Consider the following 21300-nt stretch of genomic DNA (forward strand, 5'->3'; position numbering starts at 1 on the left):
CCGGGGCACTGGGCGTTCCGGGACACTGGGCGGTCCGGCGGTCCGGCGGTCCGGGGCACCGGGCGGTCCGGCGGTCCGGGGCACCGGGCGGTCCGGTGGTCCGGGCTGGTCCGCCCACGACCCGTGGCCCGGCCTCCCGCGCCGGTGTGCGACATCCGGTGGCCGGGCCTCCCGGGCCGGTCGCCGACGACCCGGTCCGGGAGGACCTGTCGGGGCCGAGGCATGTGGCACCGGGTGCCCGGGTAACCCGGCACGTGGACAGCGGACGGATCAGCGAGCACGGCTTCCTGGCCGACGGCCGCAGCGCGGCGCTGGTGGACCGGCACGGCTCGGTCAACTGGTGGTGCCCCGCCCGGTTCGACAGCCCGTCGGTGTTCGGGCGGATTCTCGACGACCGGGCCGGTCACTGGTCGATCGCGCCCGAGGCCGACGACGTCCGGGTGTCCCGCTCCTATCTGGACGACTCGCTGGTGCTGCGGACCGTCTTCCACACCGGCACCGGATCGGTGGCGGTCACCGACGCCCTGGCGTTGGAGCCGGGCGCGCGTGGGCACGACATCGGCCTGCGCTCGCCCCGGGCGCTCGTCCGGGTGGTCGAGGGGCTGTCCGGCGTGGTGCCGGTGCGCGTCGAGTTCGTACCCCGATTCGAGTACGGCCGGGTCACCGCGTACCTGAAGCGGTCGGCCGGGCTGATCGACGCGGTGGCCGGCGCGTGCCGACTCAGCCTGCGCTCCGACGTGCCGCTGGCCTGCCGCGACGGCAACGCGACCGGTCGGGTGCCGGTCCGGGCCGGGGACACCCTGCGGTTCACCCTCGGGTACGCCCCGACCTACGACGGCCGCGATCCGGCTCTGCCCGACGCCGACCGGGCGGTCGCCGACGCGGTGGCCGGTTGGCGCTCCTGGGCCGACCTGCACGACTACCGGGGCCGCTACCGCGAGCAGGTGCGGCACAGCGCGATGGTGGTGCAGGGCATGACCTACCAGCCCAGCGGCGCGGTCGTCGCGGCGGCGACCACCTCGCTGCCGGAGCGACCGGGTGCGGACCGCAACTACGACTACCGGTTCGTCTGGGTCCGCGACTTCAGCCTCACCCTCCAGGCGCTGTGGCGCTCGGCCTGCCCCGACGAGGCCGACCGGCAGTTCTCCTGGGTGGCGCGGGCGATGGGTCGGATCGACGGCGGCCGGGTGCCGATCATGTACGGCGTCGAGGGCGAACGGGACCTCACCGAGCACCCCCTCGACCACCTGCGCGGGTACGCCGACAGCCGGCCGGTGCTCGTCGGCAACGACGCCTGGCGACAGCGGCAGAACGACGTGCTCGGCGAGGTCCTCGACGCCGCCTGGCTGATGCGGCACTACCTGGACCCGATGTCGCCCGACGTGCGGCACCTGCTGTGCGCCCTGGCCGACCAGGCGGCCCACAGCTGGCACCTGCCCGACTCCGGGATGTGGGAGACCCGCGACGCCGAACGGCACTACCTGTCGTCGAAGGTGCAGTGCTGGACGGCGTTGGACCGGGCGGTGCGCTTCGGCACCCGGCTGGGCGAGCCGGCCGACGTACGGCGGTGGGCGCGGGCCCGCGACGAGGTCCGCGCGGCGGTGCTGGAGCGGGGCTGGAACGACCGGCTCGGCGCGTACACCGGGGCCTTCGACTCCGACCGGTTGGACGCCTCGGTGCTGCTCATGCCGCTGGTCGGTTTCCTGCCGGCGGACGACCCGCGGATGCGTTCCACCATCGACGTGGTGGAGCGGCGGCTGTCGCGTAACGGCCTGCTGCGCCGCTTCGACGGTGACCCGGCCGGCTTCCTGATCTGCTCGTTCTGGCTGACCAGCTGCCTGGCCCTGGCCGGCGAGCAGGAGCGGGCCGTCCGGCTGTTCGAGCAGCTCGCCGGCCGGGTCAACGACCTCGGCCTGTACGCCGAGCAGATCGACCAGGACACCGGCGAGCAGGTGGGCAACTTCCCGCAGGCCTTCTCGCACATCGGCCTGATCAACGCGGCCGGATTGCTCACCGACGTGGCCGAGCGGCGGCGCGAGGTCTCGGCCGCGGACCGGCCGCACCTGGTGGCGACCGGGGCCGACGTCGTGGCGACGTCGACGCGCGCCGTGCCGACCGGCACGGCACCGACGGAGGGGGCACGCTGACGACCGGAGGTCACGGAGGTCATGGACGGCGACCTGATGCAGAATCAGGGCCAGGGCGCCTGGGCCGGACGGCCGCGCCCGGCCCCCGCCCCCGGCACCGGAAGGCCCGCCCGATGCGGCTGCTCATGATCGCGGACACCCACCTGCCCCGTCGCGCCCGGGACCTGCCGGACCAGGTCTGGGCGGCGGTGGACGCCGCCGACGTGGTGCTGCACGCCGGCGACTGGGTGGACGTGGCCCTGCTCGACCGGTTGGCCGACCGGGCGCGTCGACTGGTCGCCGTGTACGGCAACAACGACGGCCCCGACCTGCGGGCCCGGCTGCCCGAGGTGGCCGAGGTGGAGCTGGCCGGGCTGCGGGTGGCCGTGGTGCACGAGACCGGGCCGAAGACCGGGCGGGAACAGCGCTGCGCGGCCCGGTTCCGCGACCGGGACCTGCTCGTCTTCGGTCACTCGCACATCCCGTGGGACAGTGTCGCCCCGGGCGGCCTGCGGCTGCTCAACCCGGGCTCACCCACCGACCGGCGGGCCCAGCCGCACGCCACGTACCTGACCGCCGAGGTGGCGGCGGGGCAGCTCGACCGGGTCGTGCTGCACCGCCTGCCACCCCGCTGAGGTCACCGGCCCCGGCCGGTCTCCTCCTGCAACTCGTCGATCCGCCGGGACGCCTCCGCCTTGGTCAGGTCGTCCGGCACCTCCTCGCCGGCCTCCCGGGCGAGGGTGTGCAGGTACGACTCCTGGGCGGCGGTGGGCGGCTCGTCGCCGGTCACCCACTCCTCCGGGTCCTTGATCGCCCCACGTGGGTCGGGCTGCTGGCTGTTGCGGTCGGTCATCACGTCACCTCTCCTCGAACAGCCGTGCCAATACCCCGCCGGTCGCTCGGTCATGCCGCTCCCGGTGCATACGATCGACCGGTGGACTCGGATGTGATCGTGGTGGGTGCCGGCATCGCCGGCGTGGCGTGTGCCGGTGAGCTGGTCCGGGCGGGCGTACCGGTGGAGATCCGGGAACGCGGCCGGGTGGTTGGGGGCCGGATGGCCAGCAAGCGCTTCGACGGTCGCCCGGCCGACCTGGGGGCGGCGTACCTGACCGCCGACGACCCGGACTTCGTCGAGGTCGTCCGGCGCTGGCAGGCCGCCGGGCTGGTGCGGGAGTGGACCGACACCTTCGTCGCGTACGGCCCGGACGGCCGGCGGGAGGTGCCCGGACCGGTCCGCTGGGCCGCCCCGCGCGGCCTGCGTTCGCTGGTCGAGGCGCTGGCCCGGGAGGTGCCGGTGACCGTCGACCGGTGGGTGTCGACGGTCGAGCCGGGGCCGGTGGTGGACGGTCGGCCCGCCGCCGCGGTGGCGCTGTGCATGCCCGGCCCGCAGGCCGCCCTGCTGGTCGACCCGGCGCTGACCGGCGTCACCCGGGCCGCGGTACGGCAGCGGTGGTCACCGGTGCTCGCCGGGGTGCTGCACTTCCCGGCGCGGCGGTGGGCCGACTTCCGGGGCGCCTTCGTCAACGACCATCCGGTGCTCGCCCTGGTCTGCGACGACGGCGACCGGCGTGGGGACGCCGCCCCGGTGCTGGTTGCGCACACCACGCCGGAGTTCGCCGCCGGGCACCTGGCCCAGCCCAGCGACGCCGGGCCGGCGATCGAACAGGCCGTCCGCGACCTGCTCGGCCTGCCGGAACCGGCCGCGCAGGTGCACGTCCACCGGTGGACGTACGCCCGGCCGGTCGAGCCGGTCGCCGACGAGGGCTTCTTCCTCGACGACGACCGGGTCGCACTGGCCGGGGACGCCTTCGGCCGGCCCCGGGTGCAGAGCGCCTGGCGGTCCGGCCGCGACCTGGGCCGGGAACTCGCCCGGCGACTCGCCACCACCGGCTGAGCCGGCTGGTCAGCCCCGGGCGGGCGGCTGAACCGGCCGGTCAACCCTGGGTGGTCGGCTCAGCCGGCCGGTCAGCCGCGGGCGCCGTCCAGTGCCGGCTCGTCGTGCCGATCCCGCTCGGACGGGTCGGCGGTGCGCTCGCCGGCCCGGTCCAGCAACTGCATCACCGGCGTGGCGGCCATCCCGTGCACCACCACCGAGACGACCACCACCAGGCCGACCGTCGCCCAGATCAGGTCCGCCTGGGCGAAGTCCGCCTTGGTGGTGGCGTACGCCAGGTAGTAGAACGAGCCGACGCCCCGGATGCCGAACGACGCGATCACCCAGTGCTCGGCCGGTCGACCCGGTGCGCCGCGGAGCGACAGCCAACCGACCAGCGGCCGGACGACGAAGACCAGGGCCAGCCCGACCGCCGCCGCCTGCCAGGTGAGCGGGGCGAGCAGGCCGGTGATCACCGCGCCGCCGAAGAGCAGCAGCAGCAGGACGGTCAGCAGGCGTTCGGTCTGCTCGGCGAAGTCGTGCAGCACGGCGTGGAACTCGTGGGTCCGCTCGGCGGCCCGGATCGCCCGCGCGGCGACGAAGACGGCCAGGAACCCGTACCCGCCGACCACCTCCACCAGCCCGTACGCCAGGAAGGTGGCGGCCAGCGCGAGGAAGCCCTCGGCGTGCCGGGCCAGCCGCAACTCGCTCGGAGCGCGGAAGAAGAGCTTGCCCAGCAGCCAACCGATCAGCAGGCCGCCGCCGACACCGACGGCCAGCTTGTAGAGCACGTCGACGGTGAACCACTCGGCGAACCAGCCGGCCGGGGCCAGCCCGGCGGTGGCGATCGCGATGGCCGCGTAGACGAACGGGAAGGCGAGGCCGTCGTTGAGGCCGGCTTCGGAGGTCAGCGCGAAGCGCACCTCGTCCTCGGAGTCCTCGGCGTCGGTGGGTTCGCCCACCTGGACGTCCGAGGCGAGCACCGGGTCGGTCGGGGCGAGGGCCGCGCCGAGCAGCAGCGCGGCGGCCGGCACCAGCCCCGCCCACCACCAGCCCAGCAGCGCCACCGCCGCGATGCAGATCGGCATCGCGATGGCCAGCAACCGCCAGGTGGACGACCAGCGTTTCCAGCTCAACGGTCGGTCGATCTTCAAGCCGGCACCCATCAGCGCCACGATCACGCCGATCTCGGTCAGGTGGGTGGCGACCTGCGGGTAGCGCAGCGGGTCCGGCGCGGGCAGGCCGAGGGGCAGGGCGAAGACCAGCATCCCGAGGCCGAGGAACGCTATCGGCATGGACAGCGGGCGGCGCTCCAGCAGTCGGGGGAGCACCCCGGCCAGCAGGGCACCCGCCCCCACCAGCGCGAACTCGACATCGACCAGTTCCACCCCGACCACCTCTCACCCCCGGCCACGGGTGTGGGCGGGGGTGGGACTGTGCCCCGTCGATGGCCGGGCTAAGCCTGGGTGTCCGGCTTGTCCCCGAGCCGCTGCCCAGGCAGGCAAGATCGCGCTACTTCCAGGTTGTAGTGGTCTACGGCCGTGGCGAGGCCACTACTCCATTGTTCGAGCGTGACCTCGTACGGACTCCGGCGGGGACGGCCGACGCCGCCGGCGAGGGATCGGTCCGCAGCCGGGGGCCGACCGGGTGCGCCGGCGGGGAGTCCCGATCAGGCCGGGGGCAGCAGGATCTCGAACCAGACCGTCGAGCCGCGTACGGTCGGGTCGGTGCCCCAGGCGTCGGAGAGCTGTTCGATCAGCCCGAGCCCCCGGCCCCGGCTGCTCAGCGTGTCGGTCTGGGCCCGGGTCACGGTGCCCCGGGTGCCGGAGTCGGCCACCGACACCAGCAGCCGTTCCGGGCTGAGGTCGATCTCCACCCGGGCGGCGGTGCCGGCGTGCAGCAGCGCGTTGGTGGTCAGCTCGCTGGTGCACAGCACCGCCGCGCCGATCACCGCCTCGGGCACCTGCCACTCGGCGAGCTGCGCGGTCATCCAGTGCCGGACCCGGCTCGGCGCGGTCGGTTCGGCCGGCATCTCCATCCCGGCGGAACGGCTCGGCCGGAGCGCGTGTTCGACCGCGAGCACCGCCACGTCGTCCTCGGTGGTGCCGCCCACCGCGCCGGTGGCGACCGCGCAGAGCGCCCGGGGGTCACCGCTGGTCGCGCCGGCGACCGCCGCCACCAGCCCGGCCATGCCGGCGGTGAGGCTCTGCCGCCGCCGCTCGACCACCCCGTCGCTGTAGAGCAGCAGGGTGTCACCGGGGACGAACGGCACGGTGGCGGTGCGGGGCCGGCAGCCCAGGCCCAGCGGTGCGCCGGTCGGCAGCTCGACGAAGGTGGCGGTGGCGACGCCGTCCGGCCCGCTGCGCCGGATCAACGGCGGGGGGTGCCCGGCGCTGGCCAGGGTGATCTCACCCCGGTCGGCGTCGACCACCCCGAAGGCCACCGTCACGAACAGTTCGTGGGTGCCGGTCTCGGTGCCCAGGCTGGCCACCAGCCGGTCCAGCCCGGCCAGCACCGCGTCCGGTCGGGGGTCGGTCAGCGCCAGCGCCCGCAGCGCCGCGCGCACCTGTCCCATCCGGGCCGCGGCCTGCACGTCGTGCCCGGCGACGTCGCCGAGCACCACGCCCAGGTCGCCGGAGGGCAGCAGGAAGGCGTCGTAGAAGTCGCCACCGGCGGCGTTGCCGTCGACACCCGGGTCGTACCGGGCGGCGATCCGCAGCCGGGGCAGCGCCGGTAGCTGTTCCGGCAGCATGCTGCGTTGCAACAGCTGCGCCGTGCCGTGCTGGGTCTCGAACCGGCGGGCCCGCTCGGCCGCCTGGCCGATCAGCTCGGCCGAGGCGGCCAGCAGCGCCCGCTCCGCCGCCGACCAGCCGTGCGGGGCCTGGTAGCCGACGGCCAGTCCGCCCCGGATCACCGACGAGCGCAGCGGCAGCGCGGCCAGCGACCGGATCTTCTGGTCGTGCCGGTCGACCGCGGTGTCCCGCAGCGGTTGGCCGTCCCCGGCGAAGAAGGGCACCCCGCTGCGGGCGCCGACCACCACCGGCGAGGTGGTGTCCGGCGGGACGGGTCGCCACAGCGGTGGCAGCCGCTCGTCGGCCTCGTCGAGCAGCTCGCCCCGGATCCGGCGGACCAGCCGCCAGGCGGGGCCGTCGTCGACCGCGAAGGACACCTGGTCGGCGTCGAAGGAGTGCAGCGCGTAGCGCAACGTCACCCGGGCCACGTCGTCCAGGGTGAGGGTGCCCGACAGCGCCGCGGCGAAGTCGGACAGGCTCTGCAACTGCTGGGTGAGCTGGCTGGTCTGGGCGGCGACGGTGAGCACGCCGACGATCCGGCCGGTGCTGTCGCGTACCGGGGAGTGCCCCCGGGTGAAGACCGCGTGGTCGCCGGTGGCCTGCTGGTGGACCGGGAGCACCGATTCCCGCTGGAGGAACGACTCGCCGTGCCGGTAGGCCCGTTCGATCACCTCGCCGACGCCGGGGGAGTGCCACAGGTCGGCGTACACCTCGGGGGCCGGTCGGCCCAGCGCGCCGGGGTGCCGCTCGCCGATCACCTCCGCGTACGCCTGGTTGTAGAGCAGGACGAGGTCGTCGCCGTAGTACAGCGCCATCGGCACGGGGGAGGACAGGATCACGTCCACCAGCCCGCGGACCGTCACGTCCCAGCCCTGGGGCGGACCCAGCGGGGTGTCGGCCCACGGGTGTGCCCGCACGGCCGCCACCTCCGGTGAGACCCCGGCGGAACCCGGTACGGGGGCTGATGACGTCGGGGCCCGCCCGACCGTGCCTGGCATGTCCGCAGCCTATCCGGAGCCGTCCCGGGGTGAACCGATCGTGCCCCGCGCGACCCGGGCGACGCCGCTGCCCGGAGTCGTTCGTGCAGTTCACGAGCTATTTGGTGCGGCATGTCGGGAAAATCCGTACGGGTTCTGCGGCGTGCTGCTCCGACGGACGGGTAACCGGGCGGCGCAGTCCATTGGACAGGAGGGACATCATGCCGGAAACCCTTGCGGTCAGGCAGGTCGACATCGGTAGCGCCTTGACCGACATGTGGCGGTCGGTGCTGCTGTTCGTACCGAGGGCCATCGCGTTCGTCGTCATCCTCGTGGTGGGCTGGCTCATCGCCCGCGCGGTACTCAAGATCGTGGACGCGGCGCTGGAACGGGTGGGCTTCGACCGGGCGGTCGAACGGGGCGGGATCAGACGCGCGTTGGAGAGAACCAGGTACGACGCCAGTGACATCCTGGCGCGACTCGCGTACTACGCGGTGCTGCTGTTCACCCTGCAGTTCGCCTTCGGGGTGTGGGGACCGAACGCGATCAGCGACCTCATCCGGGGGGTGGTGGCCTGGCTGCCGCGGGCGTTCGTCGCGATCGTCATCGTGGTCGTCGCCGCCGCGATCGCCAACGCCGTCCGGGACCTGGTCTCCGGGGCGCTCGGCGGCCTGTCGTACGGCAAGGTGCTGGCCGACCTGACGGCCGTCTTCATCCTGGCCCTCGGGGTGATCGCCGCGCTGAACCAGGTCGGCATCGCCACCACGGTCACCACGCCGGTCCTGATCGCGGTGCTCGCCACCGTGGCCGGCATCCTGATCGTCGGTGTCGGTGGTGGTCTGGTCAAGCCGATGCAGTCCCGCTGGGACGGCTGGCTCGACCGGGCGGCCGAGGAGTCGCGGGCTGTCCAGGAGCACCGGCGGGCCCGCACGGCCGGGCAGGGCGACATGAACCGGCAGATGGCCGACCGGGCCGGCGAGCGGACGCAGGGCACGCCGCGCGTCGAGGAGGCCCGGACGATGGCCGGTGGTCGGGGCACCTACCAGTCGGGTGCCCCGGGTGACGAGACCCAGCAGTTCGGTCGACCGGGTAGCTGAGTCCCGGCGTACCACCGGGAGGGTGTCCGCGGTGCGGACGCCCTCCCGTGCCGTCCCGAGGGCGACGGGCCGGGGTCGTCAGGCCGGTTCGAGGTGCCGGGGATCGAGGGTGCGGGCCAGCAGGCAGACCGCGACCAGGCGGGTCAGCGCCCAGTCCGGGGCGGTGAAGTCGGCCGCGCCGTCGGGGAGCAGGCCGTGGGCGCGGGCGGTGTCGTGGAGCCCTTCGGCGTAGCCGGCCAGGGCCGCCACGGTCAGCGGCCGGCGGTCACCGTCGAGGCTGTCCCGGACCGCCGCGGCGTGCTGGTCGACCAGCGCGAGCAGGCCGGGCCGGGCTGCTGCGGCGGCGAGGCCGGGAGCACCGACCGAGGCGGTGAGCAGGGCCAGCCGGGAGCGCGCCGCGCTCACGGCGGTCCGGGTCGCGACCTGGGGGTACGGCACTCGCATGGGGACCGAGGTTAACCACCGGGTAACCGGCACGGAGTCGGTCGCCCGGCCGGTACCGACGCCCCCTCCGGCCGACCGGCCTCCCCCACGGGGACCGACCCGGTCCCCGGCGGACAGAGCGGAAACCGTGCGCACCGGTCGCCTCCGCCGCCGGGGCGGGCAGCATCGGGACGGCCACGCCATCCGGGCGTCGACCGGACGACGACCCCGGGGGCGGATCCGGGGCCGCCCCGGACGTCCCGCCCGGCCGGGCCGGCGGGGGACCGGGTGCCGGCCGCTCTCAGGGGGTCAGCGACCCGAGCAGGACGGTGCCGGTGCAGGGCAGTTGCCCGACGTTGCCGACGGTCAGGAGGTACTGCCGCTGGGTGGTGCCGTCCGGGTCGACCCGTTGGACGTACTGGCTCCGGGTCACCTCCAGCTGACAGGCGGTGCCGCCACCGGCACCCGTCGGGGACAGCCCGGGCAGGTAGACCGCGCTCAGCGGGTTGGCGTTGTTCCAGGTCCAGCTCGCCGAGGCGCCGACGGCCAGGGTGCCGGTCGACCACGAGGCCGACGGGCCGGTCTGGGCGAGCTGGAACTGCCCGGAGCAGGCGATCGTGCCGATGTTGCGGAGCACGAAGTAGAACTTCCGTACCCCGTCCGTTTCCTGCCGGTACCAGCTGCGGGTGACCTCGAGCTGGCAGGGGGCCGTCGCGGTCGCCCCGGTCGGGGTGAGCCCCAGCAGGTACGACACCGTCGGGGCGATCTGCTCCACCCAGCCGTAGTTGCCGCTGGCCCCGGGCGTCAACGTGCCGGTCGACCAGGTGTGGGTGGGCGTGCGCCAGGACAGCAGGACGGTGGCCGCGCAGCTTAGCGTGCCGCTGTTGCGGACCACGAAGTGGAAGCGCCGCTCGCCGCCGGGCTGCCGGGAGTACCAGCTCCGGGTCACCTCGAACGCGCACGGGGCTGCGGAGTTGGCCCCGGTCGGGGAGAAACCCACCTGGTAGGCGGCGTCGAGCGGGTTGGCGTTGTTCCACACCCAGCCCTGGGTGGCACCGGCGGCGACCGGGCCGGTGGACCAGGACGCCTGCTGCGCGGCGCTGCGGGTGACCGCCCGGTCCCGGGCGTCGTGTTCACCGCCGGGCGGGGCGGCCGAGGCCGGCACCGGGGCGGACAGCACGGCCGCCAGCAGGACCGGCAACCACAGCCACACCGTCGGTCGTCTGGTCATGGTGGGCGCTCCTCGACGGTCGGGCCGGCGGTGCGGAGATCCGGACGGCATGACGACAAGGTCGCACAGGCACGGCCGGCGTGGCGGGGCCGATATCCGACAGTGCGCGACCGTCCCCGGGGCGGCCCGTCGTCGCTACAGTCCAGGTCCCGCCCGGAAGGAATCCCGCCGATGGCAATGTCTCGTACGGTCCGCCGGTGGTGGGGCGTGCGCCTCGCCGGCACCATCGTGGTGGCGCTCGCCGCGCCGCTGCCGCACGCCGGGTCGGCGGTCGCCGGCACCGCGCTCGGCGACGGCGAGGTGCTCATCGCCCGCACCGCGCAGGACTACACCTACCGCACCTACCAACGGCGCTGGTCCGTGGTCGCCGTGCAGCCCGCCGCGACCGCCGACTGGGACCTGACCCTGCGGGACGCCGACGGCGTCACCCTGGCCACGAGCTGGTACGGCCTCGGGCGGACCGACTTCGTGGTGGTCGACTCCACCGCCGGGCACCGGCCGCTCGGCGGATACACCGCCTCGGTCAGCGCGTACGCGCCCGGCCCGTACTGGGTGCAGCAGCGCACCGACACCGTGACGCTCACCCTGCCGCCGGTGACCCACTCCGGCACCACCGGAGCCGCCGACCCCGACCTGGCCTTCTCCAGCCTGGTCGACCAGGAGGTGGTGACCGTCGCCGACCTCTACCTGACGGCGGGGGAGTCCTTCTGGGCCAACACCACGACCGCCGCGTCCTCGCTGCTGCTGGCGGAGAGCGACCCGGCCGATCCGGCGACCTTCGTCCAGAGCCGGGCCACCGTCGCGGCCCGGCAGCACACCCAGGTCCTCGACGGCTGCACGCTCTATACGGCGCAACGCACCGGGTGGCACGCCCTGGTCCAGATCGGCGACCGGTCGCCGAGCACCCACGTGCCGACCCAGGGCACCGGGTACGCCCTGCACCGGGTCGATCCGGCCCGACCGCTCGGTTGCCCGCAGCGGGAGTTCCCCGGCCCGACCCCGTGACAGGTGGGGCCGGACGGGTCAGTCCGCGGAGGTGGCGTCGGCCGGGCGGCGACGGCCGGCGTCGTCGGCGATGATCACGGTGGCCACCATGAGCGCGACGCAGAGGCTGAACAACCACGAGTCGTCGGTGGCGAACCTGGCGGCGACCGGAGCCTGGACGGCGGCGAGCAGGAAGCCGAGCCAAGCCAGTCGGCGCTGACGAGGGGTGAGGAAACCGGAGCCCTGTTGCATCCCGAAAGTCTTGCGCGACCGCCTCGGATTGCGGTCAGCCGAACGGTGGATTCTGGACGACCTGTCCGGATTCCCGCCCGTCAGGGCGTCCCGGTCTGCCGGTTCGGGGGAGGCGATCGTCACCTCGACCTGTTAGCGATGATGCGGCAGGATGAGCTGTTGTGGCCGTCGCCCCGCCCCGCACCTCGCTGCTCGTGCTCGCCTACCTCGCCTTCGTCAGCCTCGGCCTGCCCGACGGCCTGCTCGGCGTCGGTTGGCCCTCGATCAGCGCCGAACTCGGCGTGCCGACCGGAGCGGTCGGACTGATCCTCACCGCCGGCACGATCGGCTACCTCACCTCCAGCGTGCTCGCCGGGTTCACCCTCGCCCGGCTCGGCGTGGGCCGGCTGCTCGCCGGCAGCACCCTGCTGGCCAGCCTGGCCCTGACCGGGTACGCCACCGCGCCGACCCTGACCGTGCTGATCTGCTGCGCGCTGGTGCTCGGCCTCGGCTCCGGGGCGGTCGACTCCGGGCTCAACGCCTACGCCGCCGGCGCGTTCGGCCCCCGGCACATGAACTGGATCCACGCCTTCTTCGGCCTCGGCGTGGCGATCGGTCCGCTGGTGATGACCGCGATGCTGACCACCGGCGCGGGCTGGCGCTGGGCGTACGCGGTCACCGCCGTCACCCAGCTCGCCCTGGCCACCGCGTTCGCGCTCACCGTCCGCGCCTGGCGGGACCGTACCGGCGGGTCGGCGGCGTCGGTCGCCGCCGGGGACGACGACCCCACCGCGCGGCCGGGAGACCCGGCGCAGGCCGGGGTCCGGATCCGGGAGACGCTGCGGCTGCCCGCCGTGTGGTTCGGCGCGCTCGCCTTCGCCGTCTACGTGTCGATCGAGGTGTCCGCCGGGCTCTACTCGTTCCTGCTGCTCACCGAGGGGCGAGGGCTGCCCGACGTGACCGCCGGGGTGTGCGTCTCCGGCTACTGGGGCAGCCTGTTCGTGGGCCGGGTGGTGCAGGGGCTGGTCGCCGAGCGGCTCGGCACCGCGCGGGTGCTGCGGGGCAGCCTGCTGGGGATGGCGGCCGGGGCGGCGCTGATCGCGCTGCCCGCCCCGGGCGCGGTGACGGTGGCCGGCCTGCTGGTCCTCGGCTTCGCCGCCGCGCCGGTGTTCCCGCTGCTCACCCTCAGTACCGCCGAGCGGGTCGGCCGGGAGCACGCGGACCGGGTGATCGGCGTGCAGATCGGCGCCGCCGGGCTCGGAGCGGCGCTCATCCCGGCGGGGATCGGGGTGCTGCTCGGCGTCACCTCGGCGCGGCTGCTCGGGCCGGCGCTGACGGTCCTGGCGGTGGCGCTGCTGGCGGCGCACGCGGCGGCCAACCGCCGCGCCGTCCCGTCGCTCCCGCCCTGACCCGCCAGAGGTCTGACCCGCCCGCTGTCCCGTCGCCCGCTCCGCTGCGCCGGCCCGACAACCGCCGCTCCGCTGCGCTCGGCCCGACAACCGCCGATCCGCCACGGCGTTCCGTCGTCCACCGGCTGATCCGGGGTGCGCCGGCCGGCGGGGTCCGGCGGCGGTCGGGACGCGACGCCGGGGTCACATCGTGTCGGGGCCGGTCCGTCCGGTCGTGGAGGGGCGGTAGGCGCGCTCGGTGTCGGTCATCTCCCGTCGTTCGGCCGCCGGGCCGGCTCCCCGGTCCACCGGCTCGGGACCGTGCCCGAAGGCGGCCTCCTCGCCCGCGTCGTTGCCGGTCGCGTCGTCGGCCTGCCCGTCGATGGTGGACCGCGCGATCGCCCGGTCCAGCTCCTCCAGCGGCGTCTTCTGCTCGTCCCGCCAGACCCTGCCGTCGTCGTCCGTCATGTCATCGCGGTACCCCGCCCCGATGATCGCAAACGGCCGGTCCGCGAGAGGGGCCACCGAATCCGGGACCGCGCCACCGCGTCGGGACCGTTGACGGCCGCCGGGACCGTTGACGGCCGGCCGCCGGGACCGTTCGCGGCCGTCGGGACCGTTGACCGCCGCCGGTGACGCTGGTGGCCACGGGAAACGCTGACGGCCGCCGGGGGGCCGGCGGCCGTCGGTGGATCTCCGGGATCCGGTGGGATCCGGGGTCGGTGTGCGGGGTGGGGATCAGGGCTGCGGGCGGTCCACCGACCCGCGCCACGCCCCGGTCTCCTGACCGCGACGCTCGATGAACTGCTTGAACCGCTCCAGGTCGCCCTTGGCCCGCCGGTCGACCACGCCCAGCTTGTCGCCGGCCTGCTCGACCACGCCGTGCGGCTCGAAGTCCATCTGGAGGGTCACCCGGGTGTTGCTCTCGTCGAGGCGGTGGAACGTCACCACGCCGGCCTGCTGGGTGCCGCCGGTCGACTTCCAGGCCACCCGCTCGTCGGGCAGCTGCTCGGTGATCTCGGCGTCGAACTCGCGCTTGACCCCGGCGATCTCCACCGTCCAGTGGGTCATCGTCTCCGACAACTGCCGGACCTCCTGGACCCCCTCCATGAAGTGCGGGAACTCCTCGAACTGGGTCCACTGGTCGTATGCCGTCCGTACCGGTACGGACACGTCCACGTGCTCGATAACGCCGCTCATGTCACATCCTCCTCTGCCCGCTGGTGGTGGTCCGGATCGTGGGCCGATCCGGTCACCAGCGCGTCGTCTCGTTGCGGTGCCCGAGTGCGGCCCACACCTCGGAAATCGTCTGGTACCGGGTGCCCTCCGGCAGGCGTTCGAGGGCGGCCACGAGGTCGTCCGGGGCGTCGTTCTCCCGGGCGTTGGCGATCAGGGCCAGTCGGTCGCCGGGCAGGGCCGCCATCGTGATGAACCGGCCCAACCGGCTGCGTGCCTCCACGTCCTCCGAGGTCATCCCCTGCGGGGTGCCGGTCCGCAGGTCGCCCGCCGGGGCCGTGGTGGCACCCGGCTGGTCCTCGCCGGCCGGCTCCGCCTCCCGGAACTCCTCGACCCGCGAGCCCCCGGTGCCCGGCCCCTGGACGAGGCCGCTGACCTCCTGGCCCATCTGGTCGTCGACCCTCGGTGCGTGCTTGCTGCTGCCACGGTCCATGTCTGGTGTGCTACCCGCAGCCGTGCCGGGGAAACGCCGAACCGGACAGCGGACCCGGCAACCGGTCACGAAGCGGCGGTGGACTTCGGCGGCAGCACCGGCTCGCCCGGATCCTCCCGGCCCGCCTGGAGCTGCCGTCCCCGCTGCAACTCGGCGTTGATCTGCACCCCGAACATCAGCGCCGAGTTGGACAGGTACAACCACACCAGGAAGGCGATCACCGCGCCCAGGCTGCCGTAGGTGACGTCGTACGAGCCGAAGTTGGCCACGTAGAGGCCGAAGCCGAAGGAGACGACGATCCAGGAGAACAGGGCCACCGCCCCGCCCGGGGTGAGCCAGCGGAACCGGGGCTGCCGGACGTTCGGCGCGATCCAGAACATCAGCGACAGCAGGGTCATCATCACCAGGGCCAGCACCGGCCACTTCGCGACGCTCCACATCGTCCGGGCCAGCCCACCGGCACCCACCAGGTCACCCACCGCGTCGGCAACCGGGCCGCTGACGATCAGGCCCACCGCCACCACCGCCAGCAGCACCAGCGACAGCGCGGCCAGGCCGATCTGCAACGGGCGCAGCCGGTAGAACGGGCGGCCCTCCGCGACCCCGTAGATCGCGTTGGAGGCCCGGGTGAACGCGCCGATGAACCCGGACGCCGACCACAACGCGCCCGCCAAGCCGAAGCTGAGCAGCACCTTCGTCCCGCTCTGCTGCTCGACCACCGTGCGCACCACCGAGACGAAACCCTCGTTGCCGACCACCGAGCCGGCCCCGATGTCGCGGGCCAGGTCCAGCACCGTGTCCACGGTCCGTTCACCGTCGGACACCAGCCCGACCAGGGCCACCACCACGACGGTGGACGGGAACAGGGCGAGCACCCCGTAGTAGGTCAGCGCCGCCGCCCAGTCGGCGCAGTTGTCCCTCACGAAACCCTGCCCACTGCGGACCAGCACGCCCCGCCAGGTGGACCAGCTCAACTGACGCACCCGGCGGGGCATCGGTACCCCCGGCCCGTCACCGGCGACCGTGGTCGGCTCCGTCGTCGCTGCCATGTCCGGCTCCTCGTCCACCCGACGACCCCGGCGGACCCGACGTCCGGCGCGCGTCTGGGCCGGGCGGTACCCGACGGCCGAAATCGACAAACCCGACGCCGGTGTTTGCCGGTGCGGGCGCCGGGAACCGTGCAGACAGGAAGTCAGACAACCGGTGCGGAGGAGGACGAGATGCCCGGACGCGAGGTACTGCCCAGCACCCTGCGACGCTCCCCGGAGAAGGCGCGACGCACCTGGGTGAAGACGCACGACTCGGCGGTCGAGACCTACGGCGAGGGGGAGCGGGCGCACCGCGCCGCCTTCGCCGCCGTCAAGCACAGCTTCGAGAAGGTCGGCGACCACTGGGAGCCGAAGGGACGCAAGGGCCCCAGCGACCGGCAGGCGGCCGGCGGCGGCCCGGCCCGACGTGCCCCCACCGCCGGTGGGGTGGACGCCAACGCCACCAAGGACCACCTGATGCAGGTGGCCAGGAAACTGGACGTGCCCGGCCGTAGCCGGATGACCAAGCCGGAACTGGTCAAGGCCATCGAGAAGGCCAACGACCGGGCCACCCGCAAGGCCCGCGGCGACTGACCGGGGGTACGCGCGGCACGCGGGCCGCCCCGATCCGGGGCGGCCCCCGCCCACCAGCCTGGGCGGCCCGGTTCACCAGTGGCCGCCGCCCGGTGCCTCCAGGTGGACCGCCTTGACCGTGGTGAACTCGTCCAGCAGCTCCGGGCCGTACCCGAAGCCCTGGCCGCTGCCCCGGCGTGGCTGCGCGGCACCGCCCGGGGCGCCCCCGAACACCGCGTTGACCTTCACGGTGCCCACCGGCAGCTCCCGCCAGGCCCGTTGGGCGTGGCTCATCGACCCGGTCAGCACCGTCGCGGCCAGCCCGTACGGCGAGTCGGCGGCGCACCGCAGCGCCTCGCTGAACGAGTCCACCGTCACCACCGCCGCCACCGGCCCGAACGTCTCCTCCCGGACCAGGGGCATCTCCTGGCGGCAGTCGGCGACCACCGTCGCCGGATAGAACGCCCCCGGCCCCTCCGGCAGCACCCCGCCGACGCGCAGCGTCGCCCCCTGCGCCACCGCCGCCGTGACCTGGCCGTGCACCCGGTCGCGGTGCCGCCGGTCCACCACCGGACCCAGCTCGGTGGCCGGGTCGCGCCCCGGCCCGACGACCAGCGCCCCGGCCCGCTGCACCAGCGCGTCGAGGAAGTCCTCGGCGACGTCCCGGTGCGCGTAGATCCGCTCGACCGCCACGCAGAGCTGCCCGGCGTTGGCGAACGCGCCCTGGGCCGCCTGGGCCGCCGCCCAGCCCGGATCCACCCCGGCGTCGACCACCAACGGGTCGCTGCCACCGTTCTCCAGCAGCGCCTTGGCCCCGGTGCGGGCGCAGGCCGCGGCGATCGTCCGGCCGGTCGCGGTGGACCCGACGTGCGCGACCACGTCCACCGGCTGCGCGGCCAGCGCCGCACCCACCTCCGCGCCCCCGGTCAGCAGGGAGAGCACCCCCGCCGGGAGCACCCCGTCGAGGAGCCGGGCCAGCAGCCAGCCGGTGACCGGGGTGCGCTCGCTCGGCTTGTACAGCACCACGTTGCCGGTGACCAGGGCCGCGCCGAGCAGGCCGCAGGAGACCGCCACCGGGTCGTTCCACGGGGTGATCGCGGCGACCACCCCGCGCGGCTGCGGCGTCATGAAGTCGAGCGCCTCGGTGCCGCCGTGCAGCGTCCGGCCGCCACGCACCGGGGCCAGTTCGGCGTACTGGCGCAGGGTACCGACACCGGCCGCCACCCCGCCCCGGGCGTCGCCCAGCGGCTTGCCCATCTCCGCCGTCGTCGCGGCGGCCAGTTCGTGGGCCGACGCCGCCACCGCTTCCGCCGCCTCGTGCAGCAGGTGCGCCCGCTGCGCGGTCGGGGTGGCCGCCCATTCGGCCGCCGCCTCGCGGGCCGCCCCGACCGCCTTGGCCACCTCGTCGGCCGTCGCCACCGGCACCGTGCCGACCGGCGTGCCGTCGGCCGGATCGTGGACGGTCAGCTCGCCGCCCGTGCCGCCGGCACCCCATACCCCACCGATGAGTTGCTCCACCCGGTACATGCGGCGGGATGCCCGGCTCCCGGCGAAGCAAACACGTTTCGCCCGGTTGCCGGCCGGGTAGCCGGATCCGATGATCCCGCCCGGCACGGACACCGCGGACGCCGTCGTCATCGGCGCCGGCCACAACGGCCTGGTGGCCGCCAACCTGCTCGCCGACGCCGGCTGGGACGTCCTGGTGCTGGAGGCGACCGCCGCGCCCGGCGGGGCGGTCCGCTCCGCCGAGGTGACCGCCCCCGGCTACCTCAGCGACCTGTACAGCTCCTTCTACCCCCTCGGGTACGCCTCCCCGGTGCTCGGCGGTCTCGACCTGCCCCGGTACGGGCTGGACTGGACGCACGCCCCCGACGTGCTGGCCCACCTGCTGCCCGACGGCCGGGCCGCCGTGATCAACCGGGACATCGACCGCACCGCCGCCTCGCTGGAGGAGTTCGCCCCCGGCGACGGCGACCGCTGGCGGCACGCCTACGCCGACTGGGCGCAGGTGGCCGGACCGATGCTCGACGCGATCACCACCCCCTTCCCCCCGGTCCGCGGCGGGCTGGGCCTGCTGCGCCGGCTGCGGGTCGGCGGCGCGCTGCGGCTGGGCCGCCGACTGGTCCTGCCGGTGCGCAAACTCGGCTCGGAGCTGTTCACCGGGGAGGGCGGCCCGGCGCTGCTGGCCGGCTGCGCCCTGCACACCGACCTGTCCCCCGAGGAGGCCGGTTCCGGCGTCTACGGCTGGCTGCTGGCCATGCTCGGCCAGCAGGTCGGCTGGCCGGTGCCGGTCGGCGGCGCGCAGCGGATCACCGACGCGCTGGTGGCCCGGCTCGCCGAGCGGGGCGGCCGGATCTCCTACCGGGCCGAGGTCGACCGGGTGCTGACCGCCCGGGGCCGGGCGGTCGGGGTCCGCACCGTCGGCGGGCAGCTGTGGCGGGCCCGCCGGGCGGTGCTCGCCGACGTGCCCGCCCCCGCCCTCTACCTGGACCTGGTGGGCGCGGCGCTGCTGCCACCCCGGCTGGTGGAGGACCTGGCCCACTTCCGGTGGGACGGCTCCACCCTCAAGGTCGACTGGGCGCTGTCCGCCCCGGTGCCGTGGACCAACCCGGCGGTGGCCGGCGCGGGCACCGTGCACCTGGGCGCCGATCTCGACGGGCTCACCACCTACTCCGCCGAGCTGGCCCGGGGTGAGCTCCCGACGACCCCGTTCCTGCTGGTCGGGCAGATGACCACCGCCGACCCGACGCACTCGCCGGCCGGCACCGAATCGCTGTGGGCGTACACCCACCTGCCGTTCCGGCGGGACTGGCGGGCCGAGGACATCGCCCGGCAGGTGGAACGGATGGAGGACGTGCTGGAGGCCGCCGCCCCGGGTTTCCGCAGCCGGATCGTCGGTCGGCACGTGGCCGGGCCGGCCGAGTTGGAGAAGGGCGACCCGAGCCTGGTCGGCGGGGCGTTGGGCGGCGGCACCGCGGCGGCGTACCAGCAGCTGTTCCTGCGCCCGATCCCCGGCCTGGGTCGGGCCGACACCCCGGTCGACCGGCTCTACCTGGCCAGCGCGTCGGCGCACCCCGGCGGCGGGGTGCACGGCGCACCCGGGGCGAACGCCGCCCGGGCGGCCCTGGCCCGCGACCGTGCCGTCACCGGCGGCCTGTACGCGGGCCTGATCGACGCCGCGCACCGGGCGGTCTACCGCTGACCCGCGCTTGCGGGGCGGCGGCCCGGCCCGGGGTCGCCCCGCGATCTCCCCAGCCGGCCGTCCCGGGGAGGGTCCGCCCCGGTGCCTGCACCGACCGGTCGTCCCGCAGGCAACGCCCCGGCACCGGCCCGGCTCGTGCTGACCGGGCCGGGCCGGGGGCGATCAGGAGTCGAGGTTGCGGTGCCGGGTGCGCAGCTTGAACGGCATCAGCGCACTCTCCACCTTGGTCGCGGTGGTCATCTTGGACGCGCCGTCGCGGCGCTCCTCGAACCGGATCGGCACCTCCAGGATGGTGTGCCCCAGCTTGGTGGCCAGATAGTGCATCTCCACCTGGAAGCTGTAACCGTTCGACTGCACCCGGTTCAGGTCGATGTCGCGCAGCGCGTCCGCCTGCCAGATCTTGAAGCCGGCGGTCAGGTCCCGGATGCGCACCCGCAGCAGGGTGTGCACGTAGAGGTTGGCCCAGCCGCTGAGCGCGCGACGGTAGAGCGGCCAGGCCTCGTCGAGCTGGCCGCCGGGCACGTAGCGGGAGCCGATCACCACGCCGGCCTGGGTGGAGAGCAGCGCGCCGAGCATGCCGGGCAGCGCCTCCGGCGGGTGCGACAGGTCGGCGTCCATCTGCGCCACGTACTCCGCGCCGCCGTCCAGTGCCCGGCCGATGCCGTCCACGTACGCCCGACCCAGGCCCTCCTTGCCGGCCCGGTGCACCACCTGGACCCGCTCCGGGTGCTCCAGGGCCAGCTTGTCGGCCACCTCACCGGTGCCGTCCGGCGAGTTGTCGTCGGCGACGAGCACCTTCAGGCCGGGCAGCGGAAGGGCCAGCAACCGGTCGACCAACACCGGGAGGTTGCCCGCCTCGTTGTAGGTGGGGACCACGACGGTCAGGCGTGCGTCCCGCCACGGTGACGGCAGCTCCACGGGTTCGATCATTTCGGACATCCTCAGTCGGCGGACGGCATTCCCCCACAGGGTAGCCAAAGCCCGGCGGGGAGCCCGCCGTGGCACCCGCGAGCGTCCGGGTCACCCTCCGGCGCGCTCGTCGGCCTTCTGCCGGGTGGCGATGTCGGAGAGCCGGCGCAGGGTCTCCCGGTTGCGCTGGTGCAGCACCAGGTCGTTGAGTTTGGTGCGGAACCAGCGCAGCGGGCCGGCGGCGAAGTCCTCGCCGATCCGCACCCGGGTCGCGCCGTCACCCTCCGGGGTCAGGGTGAACACCACGGTCGCCTCGCCGGCCGGCCACAACCCGGCCCGCAGCACCAGCCGGTGCGGCGGATCGCAGACCAGCACCGTGGAGGCGTCCTCCAGGGAGAACGGCCACGGCCCGGCCCGGTGGTGCAGCCGGGTGCCCACCCGGGGCCACTGCGCGTCGACGTCACGCACGTGCACCGTGCCGACCACCCAGTCGCTGTACGTCCAACCGTCGGCCAGCACGTCGAAGACCTGCTGCGGGGGTGCATCGATCACTTTCTCCACAATCGCCACCGCTGGGCAGTACCCCCGTCGGCACCGGCTAACCCGACGCGTTAGCTGCTCCGGGCCGACGGGTAACGCTGCCCGGGCGGGGCGGACGGTGCCGGGCGTGCGCCCGGGCGGGGCGGACGGGTGACGCGGTGGACCCGCGGCGGCCCGGCGTACCGGCCGGTAGGGCCAGGTTTACTCCCCGGGGCCCCGGGAACCCGCCGCCCGTGCGACGGGACGCGGAGCCATAT

Annotated in this window: 20 protein-coding genes and 1 pseudogene; 8 read left to right on the top strand and 13 right to left on the bottom strand. The window is 74.7% G+C overall.

What is annotated here, in order from left to right:
• Positions 1-254: 254 nt before the first annotated feature.
• Both O7612_RS11120 and O7612_RS11125 read left to right on the top strand, forming a co-directional pair.
• Positions 255-2018, top strand: a pseudogene (locus O7612_RS11120) (glycoside hydrolase family 15 protein); the annotation flags it as partial.
• 242 nt (positions 2019-2260) lie between these two features.
• A complete protein-coding gene (locus O7612_RS11125; RefSeq protein ID WP_282272808.1) occupies positions 2261-2761 on the top strand; it encodes a metallophosphoesterase in 501 nt (166 codons plus the stop codon).
• A 2-nt stretch (positions 2762-2763) separates the two neighbouring features.
• Here O7612_RS11125 and O7612_RS11130 read toward each other — a convergent pair whose 3' ends face one another.
• Positions 2764-2979 (bottom strand): DUF3072 domain-containing protein, encoded by a 216-nt coding sequence (locus tag O7612_RS11130; RefSeq protein WP_067308794.1) that lies wholly within the window; start codon positions 2977-2979, stop codon positions 2764-2766.
• Positions 2980-3072: 93 nt separating this feature from the next.
• Here O7612_RS11130 and O7612_RS11135 point away from each other — a divergent pair, with 93 nt between their 5' ends.
• Positions 3073-4020, top strand: coding sequence for an FAD-dependent oxidoreductase (locus tag O7612_RS11135; protein WP_282273882.1), 948 nt, complete (start codon positions 3073-3075; stop codon positions 4018-4020).
• Positions 4021-4091: 71 nt separating this feature from the next.
• Here O7612_RS11135 and O7612_RS11140 read toward each other — a convergent pair whose 3' ends face one another.
• Entirely contained in the window at positions 4092-5387 is a 1296-nt protein-coding gene (locus O7612_RS11140; RefSeq protein WP_282272811.1) for a cation:proton antiporter, read from the bottom strand.
• 281 nt (positions 5388-5668) lie between these two features.
• A complete protein-coding gene (locus tag O7612_RS11145) occupies positions 5669-7789 on the bottom strand; it encodes a SpoIIE family protein phosphatase (protein WP_282272813.1) in 2121 nt (706 codons plus the stop codon).
• 200 nt (positions 7790-7989) lie between these two features.
• Here O7612_RS11145 and O7612_RS11150 point away from each other — a divergent pair, with 200 nt between their 5' ends.
• Complete coding sequence (locus O7612_RS11150; RefSeq protein WP_282272815.1) at positions 7990-8865, top strand: hypothetical protein; 876 nt, start codon at positions 7990-7992, stop codon at positions 8863-8865.
• Between the two features lie 78 nt (positions 8866-8943).
• On the opposite strand, the gene O7612_RS11155 is transcribed toward O7612_RS11150, so the two are convergent.
• Positions 8944-9309: a DUF6401 family natural product biosynthesis protein gene (locus O7612_RS11155; RefSeq protein WP_282272817.1), complete on the bottom strand. Its 366-nt coding sequence runs from the start codon at positions 9307-9309 to the stop codon at positions 8944-8946.
• A 280-nt stretch (positions 9310-9589) separates the two neighbouring features.
• Positions 9590-10519, bottom strand: coding sequence for a hypothetical protein (locus O7612_RS11160; RefSeq protein WP_282272819.1), 930 nt, complete (start codon positions 10517-10519; stop codon positions 9590-9592).
• Positions 10520-10690: 171 nt separating this feature from the next.
• Between O7612_RS11160 and O7612_RS11165 the strand changes: the two genes are divergently transcribed.
• The gene (locus O7612_RS11165; protein ID WP_282272821.1) at positions 10691-11524 is read left to right on the top strand and encodes a hypothetical protein; all 834 of its coding nucleotides are present in this window, start codon (positions 10691-10693) and stop codon (positions 11522-11524) included.
• Between the two features lie 18 nt (positions 11525-11542).
• Here the strand turns inward: O7612_RS11165 and O7612_RS11170 are convergent, their stop codons facing one another.
• The gene (locus O7612_RS11170; RefSeq protein ID WP_282272823.1) at positions 11543-11755 is read right to left on the bottom strand and encodes a hypothetical protein; all 213 of its coding nucleotides are present in this window, start codon (positions 11753-11755) and stop codon (positions 11543-11545) included.
• A gap of 161 nt (positions 11756-11916) precedes the next feature.
• Between O7612_RS11170 and O7612_RS11175 the strand changes: the two genes are divergently transcribed.
• Positions 11917-13143 carry an MFS transporter gene (locus O7612_RS11175; protein WP_282272825.1) on the top strand — a complete coding sequence of 409 codons (1227 nt, stop codon included), beginning with the start codon at positions 11917-11919 and terminating at the stop codon, positions 13141-13143.
• 183 nt (positions 13144-13326) lie between these two features.
• On the opposite strand, the gene O7612_RS11180 is transcribed toward O7612_RS11175, so the two are convergent.
• From O7612_RS11180 to O7612_RS11195, 4 genes are all read right to left on the bottom strand, one after another.
• Complete coding sequence (locus O7612_RS11180) at positions 13327-13590, bottom strand: hypothetical protein (protein WP_282272827.1); 264 nt, start codon at positions 13588-13590, stop codon at positions 13327-13329.
• A 270-nt stretch (positions 13591-13860) separates the two neighbouring features.
• Complete coding sequence (locus tag O7612_RS11185; RefSeq protein ID WP_067313987.1) at positions 13861-14322, bottom strand: SRPBCC family protein; 462 nt, start codon at positions 14320-14322, stop codon at positions 13861-13863.
• Between the two features lie 52 nt (positions 14323-14374).
• Entirely contained in the window at positions 14375-14791 is a 417-nt protein-coding gene (locus O7612_RS11190) for a DUF2795 domain-containing protein (protein ID WP_282272829.1), read from the bottom strand.
• A 65-nt stretch (positions 14792-14856) separates the two neighbouring features.
• Positions 14857-15840 (bottom strand): YihY/virulence factor BrkB family protein, encoded by a 984-nt coding sequence (locus O7612_RS11195; RefSeq protein WP_282272831.1) that lies wholly within the window; start codon positions 15838-15840, stop codon positions 14857-14859.
• A 171-nt stretch (positions 15841-16011) separates the two neighbouring features.
• Between O7612_RS11195 and O7612_RS11200 the strand changes: the two genes are divergently transcribed.
• Positions 16012-16413, top strand: coding sequence for a ChaB family protein (locus O7612_RS11200; protein ID WP_282272833.1), 402 nt, complete (start codon positions 16012-16014; stop codon positions 16411-16413).
• Positions 16414-16485: 72 nt separating this feature from the next.
• On the opposite strand, the gene O7612_RS11205 is transcribed toward O7612_RS11200, so the two are convergent.
• Complete coding sequence (locus O7612_RS11205) at positions 16486-17919, bottom strand: aldehyde dehydrogenase family protein (protein ID WP_282272835.1); 1434 nt, start codon at positions 17917-17919, stop codon at positions 16486-16488.
• Between the two features lie 70 nt (positions 17920-17989).
• On the opposite strand from O7612_RS11205, the gene O7612_RS11210 reads away from it, so the two are divergent.
• A complete protein-coding gene (locus O7612_RS11210) occupies positions 17990-19594 on the top strand; it encodes an NAD(P)/FAD-dependent oxidoreductase (protein ID WP_282272837.1) in 1605 nt (534 codons plus the stop codon).
• Positions 19595-19756: 162 nt separating this feature from the next.
• Here O7612_RS11210 and O7612_RS11215 read toward each other — a convergent pair whose 3' ends face one another.
• Positions 19757-20524: a polyprenol monophosphomannose synthase gene (locus O7612_RS11215; RefSeq protein ID WP_282272839.1), complete on the bottom strand. Its 768-nt coding sequence runs from the start codon at positions 20522-20524 to the stop codon at positions 19757-19759.
• A 90-nt stretch (positions 20525-20614) separates the two neighbouring features.
• Entirely contained in the window at positions 20615-21055 is a 441-nt protein-coding gene (locus O7612_RS11220) for an SRPBCC family protein (protein ID WP_348774280.1), read from the bottom strand.
• Positions 21056-21300: the final 245 nt, after the last annotated feature.

It is taken from the genome of Micromonospora sp. WMMD987 (genome assembly GCF_029581435.1).
GTDB classification, from domain to species: Bacteria; Actinomycetota; Actinomycetes; order Mycobacteriales; family Micromonosporaceae; genus Micromonospora; species Micromonospora rifamycinica.